The following is an 18,660-nucleotide window of genomic DNA, read 5'->3' on the forward strand; positions in this document are numbered from 1 at the left end:
CTGCCAAAGATCAGAATCATTATGTATAGATGTTAATAATGAACTGCAAAGCCTGTCCAACCGTATTTCTTATAACCCGTTATACACAAATACAACCACTATATTATAACATAACACATAGCGCTTTCAACTATATGGCGCGATTTACAAATAAGAAATTTCTTCAATATCTTTTAACATTGTGCAAGCTTCATCGAGTTCTCTGTCTGTAAATTCATACATCATATGAAGTTCTTCGCTTTCAATTTCAATCCCGTGCATCTCGTAACCGACTTTATGAAGGGCAGCCGCCCAAAGGTCAGCCGACAGCAATTTCGGCTGGAACGGATATAAAACGTACAAATGTCTTCTCCACAATTCTTCTACTGCTGCATATAAGGTTGGATTTTCATTTCCAAGTGTCTCATCTAGCACCCTGAGAACACGGTGAAGAATCGGCGCGGCATCAGGCGGAACAATCTCTGACGGTTCAATTGTCAACGACTCGCCAAATTTACTAATGTGTACAGGTTTACTGTACTCATGCTCAGCCAACAGCATGACAATCATCGTTTTGATAATCGGATGGGCTGAGGGGTCTTGGAGGATTGTTTTGAGCAATCCTGTATACTTTGCTACGTTACGGTCTTTTAAGGAATGAATGAGATTCATTTGCTCCTCAGGGCTTGCCAGCACTTTCTCGGTGTCAATTGTATCCTCATATTCTTCGGCCCAAGCCTCGTCCTCACGATCCGGATCGGTCATTTTCCGGCTGAAATCCAGCAGCTTATAAAATTGCTCGGCACTTTCTGCCGGCAGCTGATTTTCTTCCAAAACGGCTTCAATGGTGCTTTTGACTTCTTCGTACTTTTTGAGCTGAATTAAGATGGTCATGTACACCTGCAAAACCGTAAAATAATGGCCATAACCTTCTTTGAGCATCTTCTCGCACACGCTTTCTGCCTCTTCCAGCTCGCCCAGCTCTAAAAAGCAGATGGCCATCCCTAAGTGAAGATCGGATTCAGTATCATCATATTTCATCGCTTCTGAAAACAGTTCAAGCGCTTCTTGATACTTTTTTTCCTTGAGTGATGACATCCCTTTTTCCACAAGGCGGTCTTTCAGATGAGGAAAAGGAATAATTTTTGCGTTTTTCTTGTCATGCGTCATACCTATATTCCTTTCAGGCATTTATTTTGTTCAAGTGTATCAACACCTGTGAACAAAAACAAGAAATGAAAGGTTTCACCAGGCAAAAAAAGCCGCCGGACAAATACCGGCCGCTTTTTCAGGCTTGAAGCCAAGAGCTTCTTTGTGATTCAAATTGCTTGATTTCATCTTCCAGCAGCAGCGTTAATGAAATTTCATCATATCCGTTGATCAGCATCTCTTTCCAATGCGGATCAACTTCAAATGAAATTTGATTGCCTTCACTGTCATGAATCAGCTGATTTTCAAGGTCAACAGTCATTTGCAATGACTGGTTTTCATACTGGCCGACAAGCTGTTTCCAATTGTCATATGGCATGCGGATCGGAAGCATGCCGTTTTTAAAGCAGTTCTGATGGAAAATATCAGCGAATGACGGCGCAATGATAATTTTAAACCCATAATCATCAAGTGCCCACGGAGCGTGTTCACGCGATGACCCGCAGCCGAAGTTTTCTCCTGCTATTAAAATGGAAGCTCCTTGATAAACAGGCTGGTTTAATTCAAATTCAGGGTTCGGTTCACCATTCGCATCATATCTCCAGTCAAAGAATGCAAAACGTCCGTAGCCTGTTCTTTCAATCCTCTTCAAAAATTGCTTAGGAATAATCTGGTCTGTATCCACATTGATCCGATTTAATACGGCTGCTTTCCCCGTATGTGATTTCAAAGGTTCCATCTCGCGCACTCCTTACACAACTGTTTTTTCCTGATAAAACTTTCTGACATCAACGAAGTGTCCGTGAATGGCAGCCATCGCAGCCATTGCCGGGCTGACGAGATGTGTTCTTGCACCTTTTCCTTGTCTGCCCTCGAAGTTGCGGTTAGAGGTTGATGCACAGCGCTCTCCCTCAGGAACAACATCATTATTCATACTCAAACACATGCTGCAGCCTGACTCTCTCCATTCAAATCCAGCTTCCAAGAAAATCTGGTCAAGCCCTTCTTTTTCAGCCTGAAGCTTCACGCTTTGGGATCCGGGCACGACGATGGCCCTTACGCTGTCAGCTACCTTCTTCCCTTTGATCATGTCAGCAGCCTGTCGAAGGTCAGTCATGCGGGAATTTGTGCAGGAACCGATAAATACGTGCTCCACTTTAATGTCTTCAATTTTTTGGTGAGGAGTCAATCCCATATATTCATAAGCACGAATCGCTTCTTTTTTATCGTCTTCTGCAGAAAAGCTTTCCGGCGCAGGAACTTCAGAATCGACAGGAAGAACCATTCCCGGGTTAATGCCCCATGTCACCATAGGGGAAATTTTGTTGCCGTCAAGGACGATAGATTTATCGTAAACAGCGCCCGGGTCTGTGCGCAGCGCCTTCCATTCCTCTACGGCCTTGTCAAATTCTTCGCCTTTTGGCGTGTACTTGCGATTTTTGCAATATTCAAACGTCACCTCGTCAGGTGCAATCAAACCTGCTCTTGCTCCTGCTTCAATTGACATGTTACAAACAGTCATTCGTTCATCCATCGTCATATTTCTGAATACTTCCCCAGTGTATTCAATGACGTAGCCTGTGCCGAATTTCACACCGTATTTGCCGATGACAGCAAGGATGACATCCTTTGCCGTTACCCCTTTTTGAAGCGTTCCATCTACGCGCACTTCAAGTGTTTTTGGACGCTGCTGCCAAAGTGTCTGTGTGGAAAGGACATGTTCAACTTCACTCGTCCCGATTCCAAATGCAAGAGCGCCGAAAGCGCCATGTGTTGATGTATGACTGTCACCGCACACAATCGTTTTCCCTGGAAGCGTTAAGCCTAGTTCAGGTCCGACGACATGGACAATCCCTTGATCCACACTGTGAAGATCGGCAAGGCGCACGCCAAATTCCTCACAGTTTCTTTCAAGCGCCGTTACCTGGCGTTTCGCAACTTCATCCTTTATCTCAAAACGATTGACAGTCGGGATGTTGTGGTCCATTGTCGCAAATGTGTTTTGGGGTCTTCTGACCTTTCTTCCCTTTTGTCTCAAGCCTTCAAATGCCTGAGGAGACGTCACCTCATGAATGAGGTGCAAATCAATATAGAGAAGATCCGGCTTTCCCTCACCATGTTTTACAATATGCTGATCCCAAATCTTTTCGATGATTGTTCGAGGCATCATCTTTTATTTCCTCCCTCTACCTAGAGCTAAGACCGCTTAACGTAAGCTGTCACACATTAGAAATTGTATTTTCACTCATGATTGCTGCCTTAACTTCCTCTGTAATGGCCTGAGTGCTGCTGAACTCTTCACTCCGTGCCAAGTCTCTTGTTCTTTTTCCAGAAGCCAAGACTTTGTTTACCGCATCTTCTACAGCTTTCGCTTCCTCTTCAAGCCCGAAAGATGTTCTCAAAAGCATTGCCGCTGACAATATGGCTGCGAACGGATTTGCCATCCCTTTACCGGCAATATCAGGCGCGGAGCCATGAACAGGTTCAAACAGATGAAGGCCAGAGCTTGATAGGCTGGCTGACGGGAGCATTCCGAGCGAGCCTGTAAGCATGGACGCTTCATCGCTTAAAATATCACCGAACATATTTTCAGTCACCACGACATCAAATTGATTCGGTGCATAAATTAGCTGCATGGCCGCGTTATCCACAAGCATGTGCTCAAGCTTCACATCAGGAAATTCTTGTGCAACGTCCTCAGCCACTTCACGCCACAGCCGGCTTGATTCAAGAACATTCGCTTTATCTACAGAGGTCACTTTGCCTTTTCTGGCTGCCGCCATTTTGAAGCCCTCTCTGATCACTCGTTCAATTTCCGTTCGCTTATAAAACAGTGTATCTACTGCTTCCTGCTCACCTTCAGTGTTTACATAACGTTTGCTCGGCTGGCCGAAATACAAGCCGCCTGTGAGCTCACGAACGATAACGAAATCAACATTATCTATATATTCTTTTTTCAAAGGCGAAGCGTCAGAAAGGCTTTCAAATACCTTCACAGGCCGCAAATTCGCAAACAAATCAAGCTGTTTTCTGATGCTGAGCAGCCCTTTTTCCGGTCTCAGTTCCGAAGGATTTTGATCCCATTTCGGTCCGCCGACAGCACCAAGCAATATCGCGTCTGCATTTTTACAAGCAGCAACGGTTTCCTCCGGGAGGGGGTTATGATGTTCATCAATAGCCGCCCCTCCAATCAGGCCATATTCAAATTCAAATTCATGGTTAAAGCGTTCGGCAACACTTTTCAGTACGTCTGTCGCTGATTCTAATACTTCAGGGCCGATCCCGTCTCCGGGCAATAGAGCAATACGTTTCTTCAAGTTAACCGTTCTCCTTTCTTTTATGATCCGACAGCTGTGTGGTTTTTCAATCCGCTCATATTCGACTGGAAAACCAATTGACGGTTTACTGCGTTCAAATAGGCTTTCGCTGATGCTTCTAATACGTCTTGCGCTATGCCCCGCCCTGCTGATTCTTTTCCGTTCACCAAAACTCTTACATACACCTGGGCAAATGCATCTTCGCCTTTTCTATTAGACTGAATGCGGTAGTCTAAGAGCTCCACATCCTTATCGATGCAGCGCTCAAGCGTATTGTAGATTGCTTCCACGCTTCCAGCTCCAGTTGCAGCTTCCTGAATAAGCTGTGCGTTTTCTTGATTTTTCAAAGATAGAGTAGCCGTAGGGACCTGACTTGTTCCGTAATGTACTTGCAGAGAAAGAAATTCATACCCAATCTTGCGATCTGTTACTTTTTCTTCTAAAATAAGAGAAACAAGATCCTCATCAGTGATTTCTTTTTTCTTCTCAGTCAACTCTTTGAACATCGTAAAGAATTTATTAATCTCTTCACTGTCAAATTGGAATCCTAAAGCAGTCAGCCGGTCTTTAAATGCGTGGCGTCCGGAATGTTTACCTAGGACAAGCGCATCTGCGGTTACGCCGACAAGCTCCGGTGAAATAATTTCATAAGTCGATTTTTCCTTTAAAAAGCCGTCCTGATGGATGCCTGATTCATGAGCAAATGCATTATCTCCAACAACCGCTTTGTTGCGCGGGACAGCCATGCCTGTCAGTTTGCTTACTAAATCACTTGTTCTCTTAATCTCGTTCAGCGTAATACCTGTTTCGACTTGGTAGAAATCTTTTCTGGTATGGAGGGCTACGGCAATTTCCTCTAATGCCGCGTTTCCGGCTCTTTCACCGATCCCGTTCACAGCGCATTCGATTTGATCAGCGCCATTTTCAATCGCAGCAAGAGAGTTTGCGACTGCCATTCCCAAATCATCATGACAGTGGGCTGAAAGCTTTGCTTTGTGAATGTTCGGAACGTTTTCTTTCATATATTTAAAGATATTTCCGTATTCCGCCGGGGCCAGGTAGCCGACAGTGTCCGGAAGATTGATAACACTGGCGCCTGCGTCAATCACTTTCTCGACGATTTCTGCTAGAAACGGCAGTTCAGTGCGGCAGGCATCTTCAGCTGACCATTGCACAATCGGAAAACGTTCTTTTGCGTATTTCACCATTCCAACTGCTCTTTCAATGACTTGTTCACGTGTCATTTTCAGCTTGTGCTTCAAATGAATGTCCGATGTCGCGATAAATACATGAATTCTTGGTTGAGCGCCATCCTTTAACGCTTCCCAAGCAGCATCAATATCACCTTTTACACAACGGGCCAGACCAGTTACTGAACAATTTTTAATGGTTCTTGCGATTTCCTGAACAGCTAAAAAGTCACCTCGGGACGAAGCGGGAAATCCCGCTTCAATGATGTCTGCCCCGAGTCTTTCGAGCTGCTTAGCTATGGCAAGTTTCTCCTGTGTATTCAAGTTCACTCCAGGGGACTGTTCACCATCACGAAGCGTCGTATCGAAAAAATTAATTTTGCGCAACGGAGACCACCGCTTCCTTCTTCTTGCCTTGTTTCACAAACGGCATCATTTCACGAAGCTTTCTTCCCACTACTTCGATTTGATGTTCGTTCTCGCTTGCATTGATAGCGTTGAAACGAGGACGGTTTACTTGGTTTTCGACGATCCACTCTTTTGCGAATGTACCGTTTTGGATATCTTTTAATACTTCTTTCATAGATTCTTTTACTTTAGCGTCCACAACGCGAGGGCCTGATACGAAATCTCCCCACTGTGCTGTGTCAGAGATTGAATATCTCATTCCTGCAAGTCCTTCTTCGTACATAAGGTCTACGATTAATTTCAGCTCATGAAGACACTCGAAGTATGCAAGTTCAGGCTGATAACCTGCTTCAGTTAAGGTTTCAAATCCGGCTTTGACAAGCGCGCTTAATCCGCCGCAAAGAACTGCTTGCTCACCGAACAAATCTGTTTCTGTTTCTTCTTTAAATGTCGTTTCTAATACGCCCGCTCTTGCGCCGCCGATTCCTTTAGCATAAGCGAGGGCTTTGTCTCTTGCTTCTCCAGTCACATCTTGATAGATTGCGAACAATGCAGGTACGCCAGCTCCTTGCTCATATGTTCTTCTTACCAAGTGTCCCGGGCCTTTAGGGGCCACTAAGAATACATCTACATCCGCCGGAGGAACAATTTGATGGAAATGCACGTTAAATCCATGAGCGAATACTAATGATTTTCCTGCTGTCAATTCATCTTTGATTTCAGCTTCGTATACTTTTTGCTGCTGCTCATCCGGAAGCAGAACCATGATGATTTCGGCTTGGGCTGCCGCTTCTTTTACTGAAAATACTTTATGTCCGTCTTCTTGGGCTTGAGTGAAAGATTTTCCTTGTCTAACACCGACGATCACGTCTACTCCGCTTTCTTTAAGGTTCAGGGCATGTGCGTGGCCTTGCGAACCGTACCCGATAACCGCTACTGTTTTTCCAGCCAATACGTTCTCTTTGATATCACCGTTATAATATACTTTTACCATTTCAATCTCTCCCTTGTTATGTTTTATACAATAGATATTGTTTTATTGGATGACGCCTTTTGCTGGGTTCCCCTCGCAAAAGCCGTTGTACCTGTTCTCGCGATTTCTTTAATGCCATAAGGTTTTAATAACTCAATAAGCGCTTCAATTTTGTTAGATTCACCTGTCACCTGAACAACGATGCTGTCTCTGCTGACATCAACGACAGAGGCTCTAAACGGTTCTATGATTCCATTAATCTCTGTTCTTGTTGAAGGTGCGGAGACAACCTTGATTAAGGCCAGCTCCCTCTGGACAATCGATTGATTTGTGATGTCTGTGACTTTCAGCACATCAATCTGTTTGTTGAGCTGTTTCGTTAACTGTTCAACATCATTTTCACCTTCAACATGAACGACGAAGGTGATTCTGGAAACGCCGGCTGTTTCTGTGTGTCCAACTGTAATGCTTTCAATGTTGTAATGCCTTTTTGTGAATAGACCGGTGATCCGGTTTAACACCCCGGAGCGGTTCACCACAGTCAATGTGATAATTCTTTTCAAGGTTTCACCCCCACCATTTCATGCAGCCCTTTCCCCGGAGCCACCATCGGGAATACTTTTTCTTCGCTGGCAACCCGCACGTCAATGACAACAGGTTCTCTTGATGTTAATGCCTCTTCCAGCTTTTCCTTTGCTTCCGCTTCTGATGAAATTCTGATGCCTTTAATGCCGTATGCTTCGGACAATTTGACGAAGTCAGGCTGAGAAGCGAATTTAGATTCTGAATAACGTTCTTCATAGAAAATTTCCTGCCACTGTCTGACCATTCCGAGACAAGCGTTATTTAAAATCACTACCTTGACCGGAAGATTTAATTCGCGAATAACATCGAGTTCTTGAAGCGTCATTTGGAATCCGCCGTCTCCGACAACCGCGACAACAGTAGCATCTTTTTCGGCCAGCTGTGCGCCGATCGCCGCCGGAAGACCGAATCCCATCGTTCCAAGTCCGCCTGACGTGACCCATTTATCTGCTTTTTGGAACGGATAAAATTGCGCTGACCACATTTGATGCTGGCCTACATCCGTTGCGACAATGGCCTCTCCTTTTGTAAATTGATGAATATATTCAATCAATTTCTGAGGTTTAAAACCTTCTTCTTCATTATCTACATACCAGAGCGGATACTCTTCTTTCCATTCTGCGAGCTGTTTTTTCCATTCGCTTGAATCGCTTTGTTTGCCGTCTTGTTTGATCAGCTCCTGCAGGACAATTTTGCTGTCTCCGACTACAGGAATCTGTGTTTTCATGATTTTTCCGATTTCAGCTGGATCAATATCGATGTGGGCTATCTTTGCGTTTCTGGCAAAGTGTTTCAGGTTTCCTGTGACACGGTCATCAAAACGGGCGCCGATACTGATTAATAGATCACATTCATGAAGGGCCATATTGGCTGTATAAGTACCGTGCATTCCCGCCATCCCTAGGAAAAGCGGATGGTCAGCCGGGAAGCCTCCGAGCCCCAAAAGGGTGTGTGCCACAGGGATTTGCTGCTGTTCAGCATAATTTTTTAATTCTTCTGACGCTTTTCCGTGCAGTACGCCCGCACCCGCCAGGATCACCGGTTTTTTCGCACTGCTCACGGCTTCCACAAGCTTGCGGATCTGCAAATAATTCGGCTCTGTTGTCGGCTGGTATCCCGGGAGATTCATCTCATGATCGTAGCTGAATTCTCCTTCAATTGTTGCTACATCTTTCGGAATATCAATCAATACAGGTCCGGGTCTTCCAGTTGTTGCAATATGGAACGCTTCTTTAATGATGCGCGGCAGATCTTCCGGCTGGCGAACCTGGTAGCTGTGTTTTGTTACTGGCATCGTAATCCCTAAAATGTCTGCTTCCTGAAATGCATCGCTCCCGATTACAGAGGTTGCTACCTGCCCTGTAAAGACGACTAACGGCAATGAATCAATCATGGCATCAGCAAGGCCTGTAACAAGGTTTGTCGCTCCCGGCCCTGACGTGGCAATGACGACACCCGGTTTTCCGGAGACCCTTGCGTATCCCTCCGCTGCATGAATTGCTCCTTGTTCGTGACGGGGAAGGATATGTACCAACCCTGAATTGTATAGCTTATCGTAAATCGGAAGCACAGCCCCGCCCGGATAACCGAAGATCATTTCTACTTTCTCTTTTTTTAATGATTCAATCAGCATTAATGCTCCGCTCATCGTCTGTGTACATTCGGCAGATGCTGAATCCACCTGTACATTAGTCCCCATTTTAGTTCCTCCTTTTGGATTTTCATCCTTTAAAGATCATCTTTTCATTAGCTAGATAGCTGATTATTCAATAAAAAAAGCCCTTCCGCCCACAATCAGCCGCGCAGTAACTGCGATAGCTAAAAGGGGCGAAAAGGCTTTTCTTTCCGCGGTACCACCCTTGTTTACGGCCTGTTAATCGGCCGTCTCATGGATATTTCTATCCGCTTTAGTAACGAGTGAATCAAGTTCACCCGGCCAAGTCCTACTGTCATTTCAGACTGGCACTCTGAGGCGAGTTCACCTTGTAAAGCTTCGCCGGTTCTCAGCTAACCCGGTTCTCTGTGGAAAACTTTATCAAGGCTACTTATCCTCATCTGCGCTTTTCATATTCAGCCTTCGGAACGGCTTTCCAGCTGTTCAAGAAGGTCGTTTGTTTTTCATTTTTTTAGAATCATACTGCGATGATTTTCGCTTGTGAAGCTTGCATTTATCTTTTGTTGAACTCATATTACGCCGCTTTGGACGCAGTGTCAACAGCATTTTTTAAAATTATTAGACAATTTTGATTAATCAATCTATATTGTATACGCTTTCATTATTGGTACAAAAGGAATTGCAAATGTTAAAAGTTTTTATAATTTTTTTATTAATCTATCAAGAATACACCAGAATTATTTAATTTTATATAAACATGGAAGATTTTATAACACGATATGGTTCGTATATGGATTGAGTCTGACAGATCATCTTGCAATCCATTTCAATTTCGGATAGGCACTTCTCTTGTTCCCTCGGCATACATTAATGATATCTTGCAAAGAAAAGGTGATACGATGAATAAATCATTTGCAGACATGCAAGGATTTCCTGCGGGCTTTCCAAGCTTCCCCAACTTTCCGCAGCAGTACTATCCTGCTGTCCCTCCCTTTTACCAGCAAAGCCAGCAGCCATTTGGAGGCTACGGATACGGACAGCCGTTCAGTCAGGCATACAGCCCGTTAACCACTCCCTCTGGAATGTACTCCTCATTCCCATACGCTTCAGGATTTTACGGACAGCAATTTTCAGGTGCAGGCTTTAGCGGCCATGGCGGCAGCTTAAGTGCTCCAGCGATACATGCCGGCGGATTCAGCGGGGCGCCAGGCGTACACGGAGGCTTTAGATATTAAAGAATACCACAAGGGCCGAACATCTATTGCGGTCCTTTTATTGTTTTAAAACGACTTCACAAGTACAGTCACATTTTCTGTCTTTATATTTGGAAACAGGATGGAATATGATTAAGATGAATTGAACGATATTCTGCACAATCCGTAAGTTTTCGAGGAGGAATAAAATTGCATATAAAAATAGACGATTTAACTGGACGTCAGGTGGTTTCACTGGTGAATGAGCATTTACATAGCATGACGCTTATGTCCCCGCCAGAAAGCATTCATGCCTTAGGTCTAGAAAAACTAAGAGGGCCTGAAATAACATTTTGGAGCGCATGGGAAGGTGATGAACTAGCTGGCTGCGGAGCGCTAAAAGAACTGGACACCCGGCATGGAGAAATCAAATCAATGCGAACATCTGCATCACATTTAAGAAAAGGCGTTGCCAAACAAGTTCTCCAGCACATCATTGAAGAAGCCGAGAAGCGAGGCTATGAGCGGTTAAGCTTAGAAACGGGTTCAATGGCTTCATTTGAGCCGGCAAGAAAATTGTATGAAAGCTTCGGTTTCCAGTATTGTGAACCGTTTGCAGACTACGGTGAAGATCCAAACAGTGTGTTTATGACGAAGAAATTGTGAGACGGCTTTATAAGGATAGATAAGTGCAGGGGAAGGTCTGTCTTATCTATCTTTTTTTATATTCACACATTTTTCACCTTTATGATACACGCCAATGTTTTCAATTTTGTTTAATTCAAAGAACAGCGGGAATTACAAACGACATGAACGATATCATGCAAATTCATAAAGGAGGAGATTGATATGAAAAGCATAGTTGGTGTATATGAAACTCCGCAGGAAACCATCGCAGCGATTGAAGGCTTACTTACAAAAGGCTATGATTCTGATGACATTTCTGTTGTGACAAGCCGGCGAGATACAGATTATTTGGAGTCACGTACAGGAACAGAAGTCAATCAAGCTATCGATGCACATCAGGACGAATCTGAATCTTTTTTCGATAAACTGAAAGATTATTTCACAATGGATGATACTGCTACACACAGCAAAGCATTATCCGACTTGGATATTAAAACTGATGAAATAGACAAGTATCAAGAAGATTTGGATGACGGAAAACTTCTGGTAGCCGTCGATACAGATGCAGATGTAATTGCTCCTATTGATAACGGCAATGCCCTTTCAGGCGGCTTTTCAAGCACAAATGAATTGGATTATACAACGAAAGAAGAAAAAACGATGCCGCTCCGGGAAGAACAGCTGAAGGTCGATAAGGAAGACGTTCAAACCGGCGAAGTAGAAATAGGAAAAGAAGTGAAAACAGAAAAAAGAGATATGGACATTCCGGTGAGACATGATGAAATTTATGTCGAACGCCGTCCAGTGGATGAAAATAAAACGGACGCTGCTCCCGTCAACGATTCGGAAGAGATCAGAGTTCCAATCGTTGAGGAAAAGCTGGAAGTGACTAAAAAACCGGTTGTCACTGATGAAGTGGTTGTCGGCAAACGCACTGTTGAAGAAAATGAACATATTTCTGAAACTGTGAAAAAAGAAGAACCTCGTCTGAATAAAGAAGGAAAAGTTGACGGCTTGGATGATGATCCGTTAAATAACAAATGAAAATCATAGACCGACAACAAAAAACCTCAAATCCTAAATGGATTTGAGGTTTTTCTTTTGGTACGTCCCAGGAGAGATTCGAACTCCCGACCGACGGCTTAGAAGGCCGTTGCTCTATCCAGCTGAGCTACTGGGACACGTTTTGTTTTTTTGTTTTTCGCTTTAACTATCAGCGACAAGATTTATTATATATGGGATGCAATAATAAGTCAACGGTTTTTTAGAATTTTTTTCATGAGGAAGAAAATTTTCTTCCTCATGACATTTTCATAGTGTGACTCGATTTTGCAGATCCTCAATTTCATTGCCTGCTTGGTCGTAAAAACGGACTGTCGCAGCATCATTTTCTAATGTCAGTATAGCATAGCTTTCTGTCCTGCGCACCCTCGGAAGCCGGATGCTGCCTGGGTTAATCATCAGTTTTCCGCGCAGCACTTCGCTTCCCGCGATGTGCGAATGCCCGAAGCAGATAACATCCGCCCCGAGCTCCTCTGCACGATAGTATACGTTTAACAAGGTCTGTTTTATACCGTGAAGGTGGCCGTGTGTGACTAGTATTTTTCTTGAGCCGGCAGTCAGAAGAAGCTCGTCCTTAAAATCGCCGGCAAAATCGCAATTGCCTTTTACAACCGCATAAGGCTCCAATGCAGGATGCCTCGTCTCAAGCTCAGAGTCCCCGCAATGAATCATGAGATCAACTTCTGCCTCATGCCGTTTCGCAATGGTTTGGAGTTCTTCTTCAAGCCCATGGCTGTCACTGATAATCAGCACGTTCATGTACAAGCTTCCTCCTTATGCCTCCAAAAGCTTAGACAGCTTTTTAAGCGCGTCAGCCCTATGGCTGATTTTATTTTTTTCATCACTTGTCAGTTCAGCCATCGTCTTATCTTTATCTTTCACGATAAAAATTGGGTCATAGCCAAAGCCATATTCTCCTCTCGGTTCTTCAGCAATATACCCTTCAACATGGCCTTCGACTGTTTTTGTTTCCTCTCCGGGAATACTCACGGCCAGTGCGCAGCGGAAACGGGCGGTGCGCTGTTCTTTTTCGATACCTTTCAGCTCGCTGAGCACTTTTTCGATATTTGCCTGGTCGTCTTTCTGTTCCCCTGCATAGCGGGCTGAATAAACCCCGGGTCTGCCGCCAAGATTATCGATGGATAGTCCGGAGTCATCCGCAATCACCATTTTGTTCACTGCTTTGGCAACAGCTTCCGCTTTCATAATGGCATTTTCTTCAAATGTATGGCCTGTTTCTTCAATTTCCTCTGTGAATCCAATTTCAGCTAAAGATTTGACATCATAGCCTCTTGGCTCAAGAATTTCTTTGAATTCCTTCACTTTTCCCGGATTATGTGTTGCAATAATTGCTTCTTTCATGATGATCAAGCCTTTCTGTCTTTATTTCAGTTCTGGCAGAGAATCACCCAGCACTTCTTTTTGCTTGTCAATCAGCTCTTGGATTCCTTTTTCCGCAAGACCCAGAAGACCGTTCAGATCCTCTCTAGAAAAAGTTGCCTCTTCCCCGGTTCCCTGCAATTCCACAAAACGGCCGCTGCCTGTCATGATGACATTCATGTCAACTTCAGCAGAGGAATCTTCTTCATAATTTAAATCTAACAAAATTCCCTGTTCCTTATCAATTCCAACAGAGATTGCAGCAAGAAAATCAGTGATCGGATTTGTCTTGATTGTTCCTGCTTTGATCAGCTTGCCAATCGCAATCGCCATAGCAAGAAATGCGCCTGTAATGGAAGCTGTTCTAGTTCCTCCATCAGCTTGAATGACATCACAGTCAATCCAAATCGTCCGTTCACCGAGCTTTTCCAGATCTACAACAGCTCGAAGCGCGCGGCCGATCAGGCGTTGGATCTCCATTGTTCTGCCGGAAATTTTCCCCTTAGAAGATTCTCTGATTGTTCTTTGGTTTGTTGCCCGCGGCAGCATGCTGTACTCTGCTGTAATCCAGCCTTTCCCTCCGCCCCGCAAAAACGGCGGTACGCGGTCCTCAACAGACGCGTTGCAGATTACCTTTGTATTTCCCGCTGTTATTAGAACAGAACCTTCCGGATGGCTGATAAAATCCAAATCGAATGTGATTGGACGCAGCTCATCGTGTTGTCTTCCGTCATGTCTCATGTTTTACCTCCGATTGTATGTACATAAACCATTTTTGTCCCGGAATTGAATAAAGAAAGAGGCAGCCGGAACGCTAACCTCTTTCTTCCTAGTATATCAAAAATCCCAATTTAAAAACTACCCGTATTCACTTGAGATGGTCTGGAGACCGGTTCTGTGAGCTTTTCGCCTTTTTCATTTACCAGCTCTGATTTTCCGTTCACTTTAACAGAGACGCTTTTTACATCCGGCTGCTCCGTTAACGTCAGCACAATGCTGTTCAGCACTTCTGAAGAAATCATTTTCGTCTTCTCATCGGCGCTGCCGAATATAGATTGATTGAAATCCAACGTCACGCGCCCGTCTTTGATTTTCGGTTTGCTGACCAGCTTTACATCTTCACTGAAGTCTGTTAACAGCCCGCTCACCTTGCTCGGCCCTTTAGCCAATTCATTAATGGCTGCTGTGATGTCGTCTTTTTCCGAATTGTCGATTCGTTTGGTCACCGGCACGTAGTATTCACTGTCTTCATTTTCCGCCAAATAGTAGACTGTCAGCGGATGGGTAGCAGTGAGATCATTTACACCGGCTGTTTCCAAATTAATGCCGTCTTTGCGGCTTAAATCATCTGAGATCGGCGTCCCTCCTACAGGCATCTCCTTCAGTTCATGCCCGTTTATTCTCAGCTTCACTTTATCTATCGAACTAAATTGCGTCAGCGTCCACGTCACAGATTGAACGATTTTCTGTTCGTCTTCTTTCTTATAATTTTTGAACTCATTAGAGAAATCAGCTATCGCCGTTCCATCTTTTTTGATGTCAACGTTAACGGTGGTGTCAGCCGGCAATACAGCTCTGAAGCCATTCGGAAGAATTTCAGACACAGGCCCGCCCTGTACGAGGTATTCAAGCGCCTGCTTAGCCGTGCTCTCACTTTTAGGAAGAGGCAGCGTTTGCGCAACAACATACCCGTTTTTATCAATGAGATAAAGCTCCCTCATAACAGTAGATGAGGCTTGATCCGCTTTTGCGGTATCGCTTTTTTCACTTTCTGTTTTTTTGGCTGCTGTTGTATTTGAATTGGCACCCGCTTCATCGTTCACGAATGTAACGTCTTGAGGCGGATCAATTTCCTCGGCTGCCTTATCAGATTGAAACAAACCGCATCCGGATAAAAGCAAGGCAGAGGTGAGACAAGTGGCACCAATGACTGCAGGTCCTTTTTTCAGCATACTTTTCCCTCCTAAGGATGTTTGTACTATTATGTATACGAGCCTCTTTAGGAAATAGACCGAAGAATTCCGGCAAAACAGAAAAAAACCCGCAACATACCGTTGCGGGGAAAACTATCTTTTAATCGGTTCTTGCAGTGAGATACATTCCACATGCCCGACTTCATGGCCAAACCAATCGTCTGCGATTTTTGCAAACTGATCACGCGCCCCTGTTGTCAGGAACTGATGATCCGGGGCAATCGGAGACTGGTTCAGCAGCCCTTTATAAGAGAGAATTGTGCTGACTTCCCGGGCTGTTTCATCGCCGGACGAAATAATGTTTACGTGCTCTCCCATATATCTTTGAATGGCTTCTTTTAAAATAGGGTAATGGGTGCAGCCTAAAATCAGCGAATCAATTGATGTGTCTTTTAACGGATACAGCGAGGTTTTAACAATCTCGTCTGCTGTTTTGTCGAGAAACTTCCCGCTTTCCACAAAAGGCACAAGCAGCGGGCAGGCAAGGTTTTCAACCTTCAAATCAGGGTTTAATGCCAAAAGCGCTTCTTCGTATGCATTGCTCTTAATCGTATTCTCTGTGCCGATGACACCGATATGCTGATTATCCGTCACTTTTATCGCTGCTCTCGCACCAGGCTGGATGACTCCGACCACCGGTATACCGACGCTGCGCTGGATGTCATCCAAAGCGATCGCTGTTGCTGTATTACAGGCGATCACGAGCATTTTGATGTGGTGGTTTTCGAGTAAATAATTCGTCAGCTCCCACGTATATTGAAGCACCTCTTCTTCAGGGCGCGGCCCGTAAGGACACCGTTTCGTATCCCCGACGTAGATAATATTTTCTTTAGGTAGCTGTCTCATGATTTCCTTCGCAACGGTTAAACCGCCAACCCCGGAATCAATGACTCCTATTGGTTGTTCCAACAAAATCGCCTCATTTTCTCTTCATTTCATGCTGCAGTTTCATCAAAGATTTTTCGAAGATGGCTATTTCTTCATCTGTAAACGATTCGAACATATCACGCAGATATTCCTGTCTTTTTGTAATGACCTCTTGGATAATCCGTTCTCCTTCAGGCAGCAGATGTATCCTGACAACACGTCTGTCCGCCGGGTCCTTGACCCGCTCAACAAGCTCATTTTTTTGCATGCGGTCGATTAAGTCCGTTGTCGTGCTGCATGCCAGATACATTTTGCCCGATAATTCACCGATTGTCATATCTCCTAATTCATAAAGCCATTGCAAGCCGACAAATTGCGGCGGCGTAATCGCATATTGGTTAAGGATTTCTCGTCCTTTTTGCTTAATGATCGCGGCAATGTGGCGGAGTGACTTTTCAATATCCGCAACATGCTCCAAAGGTTTTGATGTCATTTGTCCATCCCTCACTCAAGGATCTCTTACGCACAAAAGCGTTCCGTGTCTATTTTCCTTCTTTTTTGAAGAAAATGCAAGACTCGCAGGAGAGAAATAGAGGACTTTAGTCAAACAACATCAAGAAATAAAATTTAATTTATGACTTGCCTACGTTTTGCACAGCATTCCAAATATGGTTTCGAATGTTCCAAACAAACAGCAATAACCGGCTCCTTCCAAAAGAAGGAATACCGGCAAGGATTAAAGCTCTAGCTCACCCATTCTAAGAAGCTCAACAACGGCTTGCGAACGCCCTTTCACACCCAATTTCTGCATGGCATTTGAAATATGGTTTCGAACGGTTTTCTCACTGATAAATAGCTCGCTTGCAATCTCCTTTGTTGTCTTATCTTGAACGAGCAATTCGAACACTTCTCTTTCTCTTTTCGTTAGCAGCGGCTTCGATTGAAATTCTTTCTCCTTCAAGTATTGTAACCCTCCTTGCTAAGGTGAGAGCGAATCAGAAACGAATGGGTTTTGATATAGTCGAGATATCATATGTAAGAAGGGCGCAGGAGGTGACGTTTACAAGATAATTAGTTTATCGTGTATGAAGAAGCGTTTCTTTCTCCTCATCCGTCCAGCTGACAGCCTTGCCGCTTTCCTTTGAGACTTGAACCATCACGACTGCCCCGGTGAAGCAGGGTTCGCCTTCGAGGTTCTCTCCGAGATAGTGCAAGGTAAGAGATGAACTGCCGACTGCGCTTATTTTCACATAGATGCGCAATTCTTCATAAGGCATGACTTGGCGCAAATAATCGCATTGCTGGCTTGCCACGACTGTCATGGTCTGTTTGTTTTCACTCATCATATTCAGCTTTTTAAAATAAGAAATCCGCGCCTCCTCAAAATATATAAAAGGGGTTACATTATTCATATGCCCAAACATGTCTGTCTCGGAAAATCTTACGGATACCTCATTAACAAAAGAAAAGGATGTTTTCCATTCTTGAAACGGCATATCAATATAAGCGGGAAGCTTCATCTTTTTTCATCTCCTTATTGTTTAAAAAAACCTCTCCCATGCGGAAGAGGTTTTTTCTTCTTATACTCTGTCGCTTCCGAAGAAATTGCGGAACGCTTGTAAGTTTGTATCTCTATTCAAGGCTGCAATCGAAGTGGTAAGCGGAATCCCCTTCGGACAGGATTGAACACAGTTTTGCGAGTTGCCGCAATCTGCAAGGCCGCCTTCATCCATTAATGCTTCTAATCGTTCAGATTTATTCATGGCGCCTGTCGGATGCGCGTTAAACAGGCGGACTTGCGACATCGGTGCAGGCCCCATGAACTTCGATTTGCTGTTCACATTCGGGCAAGCTTCGAGGCAGACGCCGCATGTCATGCATTTTGATAATTCATATGCCCATTGACGGCGTTTTTCCGGCATTCTCGGCCCCGGTCCTAAATCGTACGTACCGTCAATCGGTATCCACGCTTTTACTTTTTTCAATGAATCAAACATTCTGCTGCGATCAACCTGCAAATCACGAACAACTGGGAATGTTTTCATTGGTTTTAAACGGATCGGCTGTTCAAGCTGGTCGATAAGCGCCGTGCAAGACTGGCGGGGTTTTCCGTTTATGACCATTGAACATGCGCCGCATACTTCCTCAAGACAGTTCATATCCCATGTGACAGGGGTTGTCTTCTCACCTTTGACATTAACCGGATTCCGGCGGATTTCCATCAGAGCGGAAATGACGTTCAGATTCGGGCGGTATGGAATCTCAAATTCTTCATCGTAAGGCGTGCTGTCGGCTGTATCTTGACGTGTGATAATAAATCGTATGGTTTTTTGTTCACTCAT

20 protein-coding genes, 1 tRNA gene and 1 other annotated feature are annotated in these 18,660 nt (G+C 44.4%); of the genes, 3 read left to right on the top strand and 18 right to left on the bottom strand.

Annotated elements, in window-relative coordinates; translation table 11 throughout:
• Positions 1 to 144 precede the first annotated feature (144 nt).
• The 8 genes from ddcA to ilvB form a co-directional block, all read right to left on the bottom strand.
• On the bottom strand, positions 145 to 1,149 hold the full coding sequence (gene ddcA / locus NST22_RS14705) for a DNA damage checkpoint antagonist DdcA (protein WP_003229609.1): 1,005 nt from the start codon (positions 1,147 to 1,149) through the stop codon (positions 145 to 147).
• A 118-nt stretch (positions 1,150 to 1,267) separates the two neighbouring features.
• On the bottom strand, positions 1,268 to 1,867 hold the full coding sequence (gene leuD, locus NST22_RS14710; protein WP_003229606.1) for a 3-isopropylmalate dehydratase small subunit: 600 nt from the start codon (positions 1,865 to 1,867) through the stop codon (positions 1,268 to 1,270).
• Positions 1,868 to 1,879: 12 nt separating this feature from the next.
• Positions 1,880 to 3,298, bottom strand: coding sequence for a 3-isopropylmalate dehydratase large subunit (gene leuC, locus NST22_RS14715; protein WP_003229604.1), 1,419 nt, complete (start codon positions 3,296 to 3,298; stop codon positions 1,880 to 1,882).
• A gap of 49 nt (positions 3,299 to 3,347) precedes the next feature.
• The gene (leuB, locus tag NST22_RS14720) at positions 3,348 to 4,445 is read right to left on the bottom strand and encodes a 3-isopropylmalate dehydrogenase (protein WP_004399139.1); all 1,098 of its coding nucleotides are present in this window, start codon (positions 4,443 to 4,445) and stop codon (positions 3,348 to 3,350) included.
• A gap of 20 nt (positions 4,446 to 4,465) precedes the next feature.
• Positions 4,466 to 6,022: a 2-isopropylmalate synthase gene (locus NST22_RS14725; protein ID WP_009967929.1), complete on the bottom strand. Its 1,557-nt coding sequence runs from the start codon at positions 6,020 to 6,022 to the stop codon at positions 4,466 to 4,468.
• Positions 6,009 to 7,037: a ketol-acid reductoisomerase gene (gene ilvC, locus NST22_RS14730; protein ID WP_003222549.1), complete on the bottom strand. Its 1,029-nt coding sequence runs from the start codon at positions 7,035 to 7,037 to the stop codon at positions 6,009 to 6,011. Before ilvC ends, NST22_RS14725 begins: the two co-directional genes overlap by 14 nt.
• A 23-nt stretch (positions 7,038 to 7,060) precedes the next feature.
• Positions 7,061 to 7,579 (bottom strand): acetolactate synthase small subunit, encoded by a 519-nt coding sequence (gene ilvN, locus NST22_RS14735; protein ID WP_004399096.1) that lies wholly within the window; start codon positions 7,577 to 7,579, stop codon positions 7,061 to 7,063.
• Complete coding sequence (gene ilvB / locus NST22_RS14740; protein ID WP_004398643.1) at positions 7,576 to 9,300, bottom strand: acetolactate synthase large subunit; 1,725 nt, start codon at positions 9,298 to 9,300, stop codon at positions 7,576 to 7,578. Before ilvB ends, ilvN begins: the two co-directional genes overlap by 4 nt.
• 121 nt (positions 9,301 to 9,421) lie before the next feature.
• Positions 9,422 to 9,668 (bottom strand) — a binding site (T-box leader).
• Positions 9,669 to 10,115: 447 nt separating this feature from the next.
• On the opposite strand from ilvB, the gene cotQ reads away from it, so the two are divergent.
• The 3 genes from cotQ (at position 10,116) to NST22_RS14755 (ending at position 12,080) form a co-directional block, all read left to right on the top strand.
• Positions 10,116 to 10,451, top strand: a complete 336-nt coding sequence (gene cotQ, locus NST22_RS14745; RefSeq protein WP_004398743.1) for an inner spore coat protein CotQ — start codon at positions 10,116 to 10,118, stop codon at positions 10,449 to 10,451.
• Positions 10,452 to 10,619: 168 nt separating this feature from the next.
• Positions 10,620 to 11,075, top strand: a complete 456-nt coding sequence (locus NST22_RS14750; protein WP_004399128.1) for a GNAT family N-acetyltransferase — start codon at positions 10,620 to 10,622, stop codon at positions 11,073 to 11,075.
• Positions 11,076 to 11,258: 183 nt separating this feature from the next.
• Positions 11,259 to 12,080, top strand: a complete 822-nt coding sequence (locus NST22_RS14755; RefSeq protein ID WP_003229586.1) for a YsnF/AvaK domain-containing protein — start codon at positions 11,259 to 11,261, stop codon at positions 12,078 to 12,080.
• A 63-nt stretch (positions 12,081 to 12,143) separates the two neighbouring features.
• On the opposite strand, the gene NST22_RS14760 is transcribed toward NST22_RS14755, so the two are convergent.
• The 10 genes from NST22_RS14760 to sdhB all read right to left on the bottom strand — a co-directional run bounded on the left by NST22_RS14760 (position 12,144) and on the right by sdhB (position 18,660).
• Positions 12,144 to 12,217: transfer RNA gene (locus NST22_RS14760), tRNA-Arg, on the bottom strand.
• A gap of 130 nt (positions 12,218 to 12,347) precedes the next feature.
• Positions 12,348 to 12,857 (bottom strand): metallophosphoesterase, encoded by a 510-nt coding sequence (locus NST22_RS14765; protein WP_003229585.1) that lies wholly within the window; start codon positions 12,855 to 12,857, stop codon positions 12,348 to 12,350.
• 15 nt (positions 12,858 to 12,872) lie between these two features.
• Entirely contained in the window at positions 12,873 to 13,469 is a 597-nt protein-coding gene (locus NST22_RS14770; RefSeq protein WP_010886588.1) for an XTP/dITP diphosphatase, read from the bottom strand.
• A 12-nt stretch (positions 13,470 to 13,481) separates the two neighbouring features.
• On the bottom strand, positions 13,482 to 14,219 hold the full coding sequence (gene rph / locus NST22_RS14775) for a ribonuclease PH (RefSeq protein ID WP_003246039.1): 738 nt from the start codon (positions 14,217 to 14,219) through the stop codon (positions 13,482 to 13,484).
• A gap of 110 nt (positions 14,220 to 14,329) precedes the next feature.
• Positions 14,330 to 15,430, bottom strand: a complete 1,101-nt coding sequence (gerM, locus tag NST22_RS14780; RefSeq protein ID WP_003229578.1) for a spore germination protein GerM — start codon at positions 15,428 to 15,430, stop codon at positions 14,330 to 14,332.
• 114 nt (positions 15,431 to 15,544) lie between these two features.
• A complete protein-coding gene (racE, locus tag NST22_RS14785) occupies positions 15,545 to 16,363 on the bottom strand; it encodes a glutamate racemase (RefSeq protein WP_010886589.1) in 819 nt (272 codons plus the stop codon).
• A gap of 7 nt (positions 16,364 to 16,370) precedes the next feature.
• The gene (locus tag NST22_RS14790; protein ID WP_003229573.1) at positions 16,371 to 16,811 is read right to left on the bottom strand and encodes a MarR family transcriptional regulator; all 441 of its coding nucleotides are present in this window, start codon (positions 16,809 to 16,811) and stop codon (positions 16,371 to 16,373) included.
• A gap of 243 nt (positions 16,812 to 17,054) precedes the next feature.
• Positions 17,055 to 17,279 (bottom strand): spore germination transcription factor GerE, encoded by a 225-nt coding sequence (gene gerE, locus NST22_RS14795; RefSeq protein ID WP_003184172.1) that lies wholly within the window; start codon positions 17,277 to 17,279, stop codon positions 17,055 to 17,057.
• A gap of 115 nt (positions 17,280 to 17,394) precedes the next feature.
• On the bottom strand, positions 17,395 to 17,838 hold the full coding sequence (locus NST22_RS14800) for a thioesterase family protein (protein WP_003229571.1): 444 nt from the start codon (positions 17,836 to 17,838) through the stop codon (positions 17,395 to 17,397).
• A 60-nt stretch (positions 17,839 to 17,898) separates the two neighbouring features.
• Positions 17,899 to 18,660 (bottom strand): succinate dehydrogenase iron-sulfur subunit, encoded by a 762-nt coding sequence (sdhB, locus tag NST22_RS14805; RefSeq protein WP_003229569.1) that lies wholly within the window; start codon positions 18,658 to 18,660, stop codon positions 17,899 to 17,901.

The organism is Bacillus sp. PS237, assembly GCF_037963345.1.
In the GTDB taxonomy this organism is placed as follows: domain Bacteria; phylum Bacillota; class Bacilli; order Bacillales; family Bacillaceae; genus Bacillus; species Bacillus subtilis.

Coding starts and splice junctions, on each gene's coding strand:
- ddcA (WP_003229609.1), bottom strand. CDS start 1,149: ATGACGCATGACAAGAAAAACGCAAAAATTATTCCTTTTCCTCATCTG.
- leuD (WP_003229606.1), bottom strand. CDS start 1,867: ATGGAACCTTTGAAATCACATACGGGGAAAGCAGCCGTATTAAATCGG.
- leuC (WP_003229604.1), bottom strand. CDS start 3,298: ATGATGCCTCGAACAATCATCGAAAAGATTTGGGATCAGCATATTGTA.
- ilvC (WP_003222549.1), bottom strand. CDS start 7,037: ATGGTAAAAGTATATTATAACGGTGATATCAAAGAGAACGTATTGGCT.
- ilvB (WP_004398643.1), bottom strand. CDS start 9,300: ATGGGGACTAATGTACAGGTGGATTCAGCATCTGCCGAATGTACACAG.
- cotQ (WP_004398743.1), top strand. CDS start 10,116: ATGAATAAATCATTTGCAGACATGCAAGGATTTCCTGCGGGCTTTCCA.
- NST22_RS14755 (WP_003229586.1), top strand. CDS start 11,259: ATGAAAAGCATAGTTGGTGTATATGAAACTCCGCAGGAAACCATCGCA.
- NST22_RS14765 (WP_003229585.1), bottom strand. CDS start 12,857: ATGAACGTGCTGATTATCAGTGACAGCCATGGGCTTGAAGAAGAACTC.
- rph (WP_003246039.1), bottom strand. CDS start 14,219: ATGAGACATGACGGAAGACAACACGATGAGCTGCGTCCAATCACATTC.
- gerM (WP_003229578.1), bottom strand. CDS start 15,430: ATGCTGAAAAAAGGACCTGCAGTCATTGGTGCCACTTGTCTCACCTCT.
- NST22_RS14790 (WP_003229573.1), bottom strand. CDS start 16,811: ATGACATCAAAACCTTTGGAGCATGTTGCGGATATTGAAAAGTCACTC.
- NST22_RS14800 (WP_003229571.1), bottom strand. CDS start 17,838: ATGAAGCTTCCCGCTTATATTGATATGCCGTTTCAAGAATGGAAAACA.
- sdhB (WP_003229569.1), bottom strand. CDS start 18,660: ATGAGTGAACAAAAAACCATACGATTTATTATCACACGTCAAGATACA.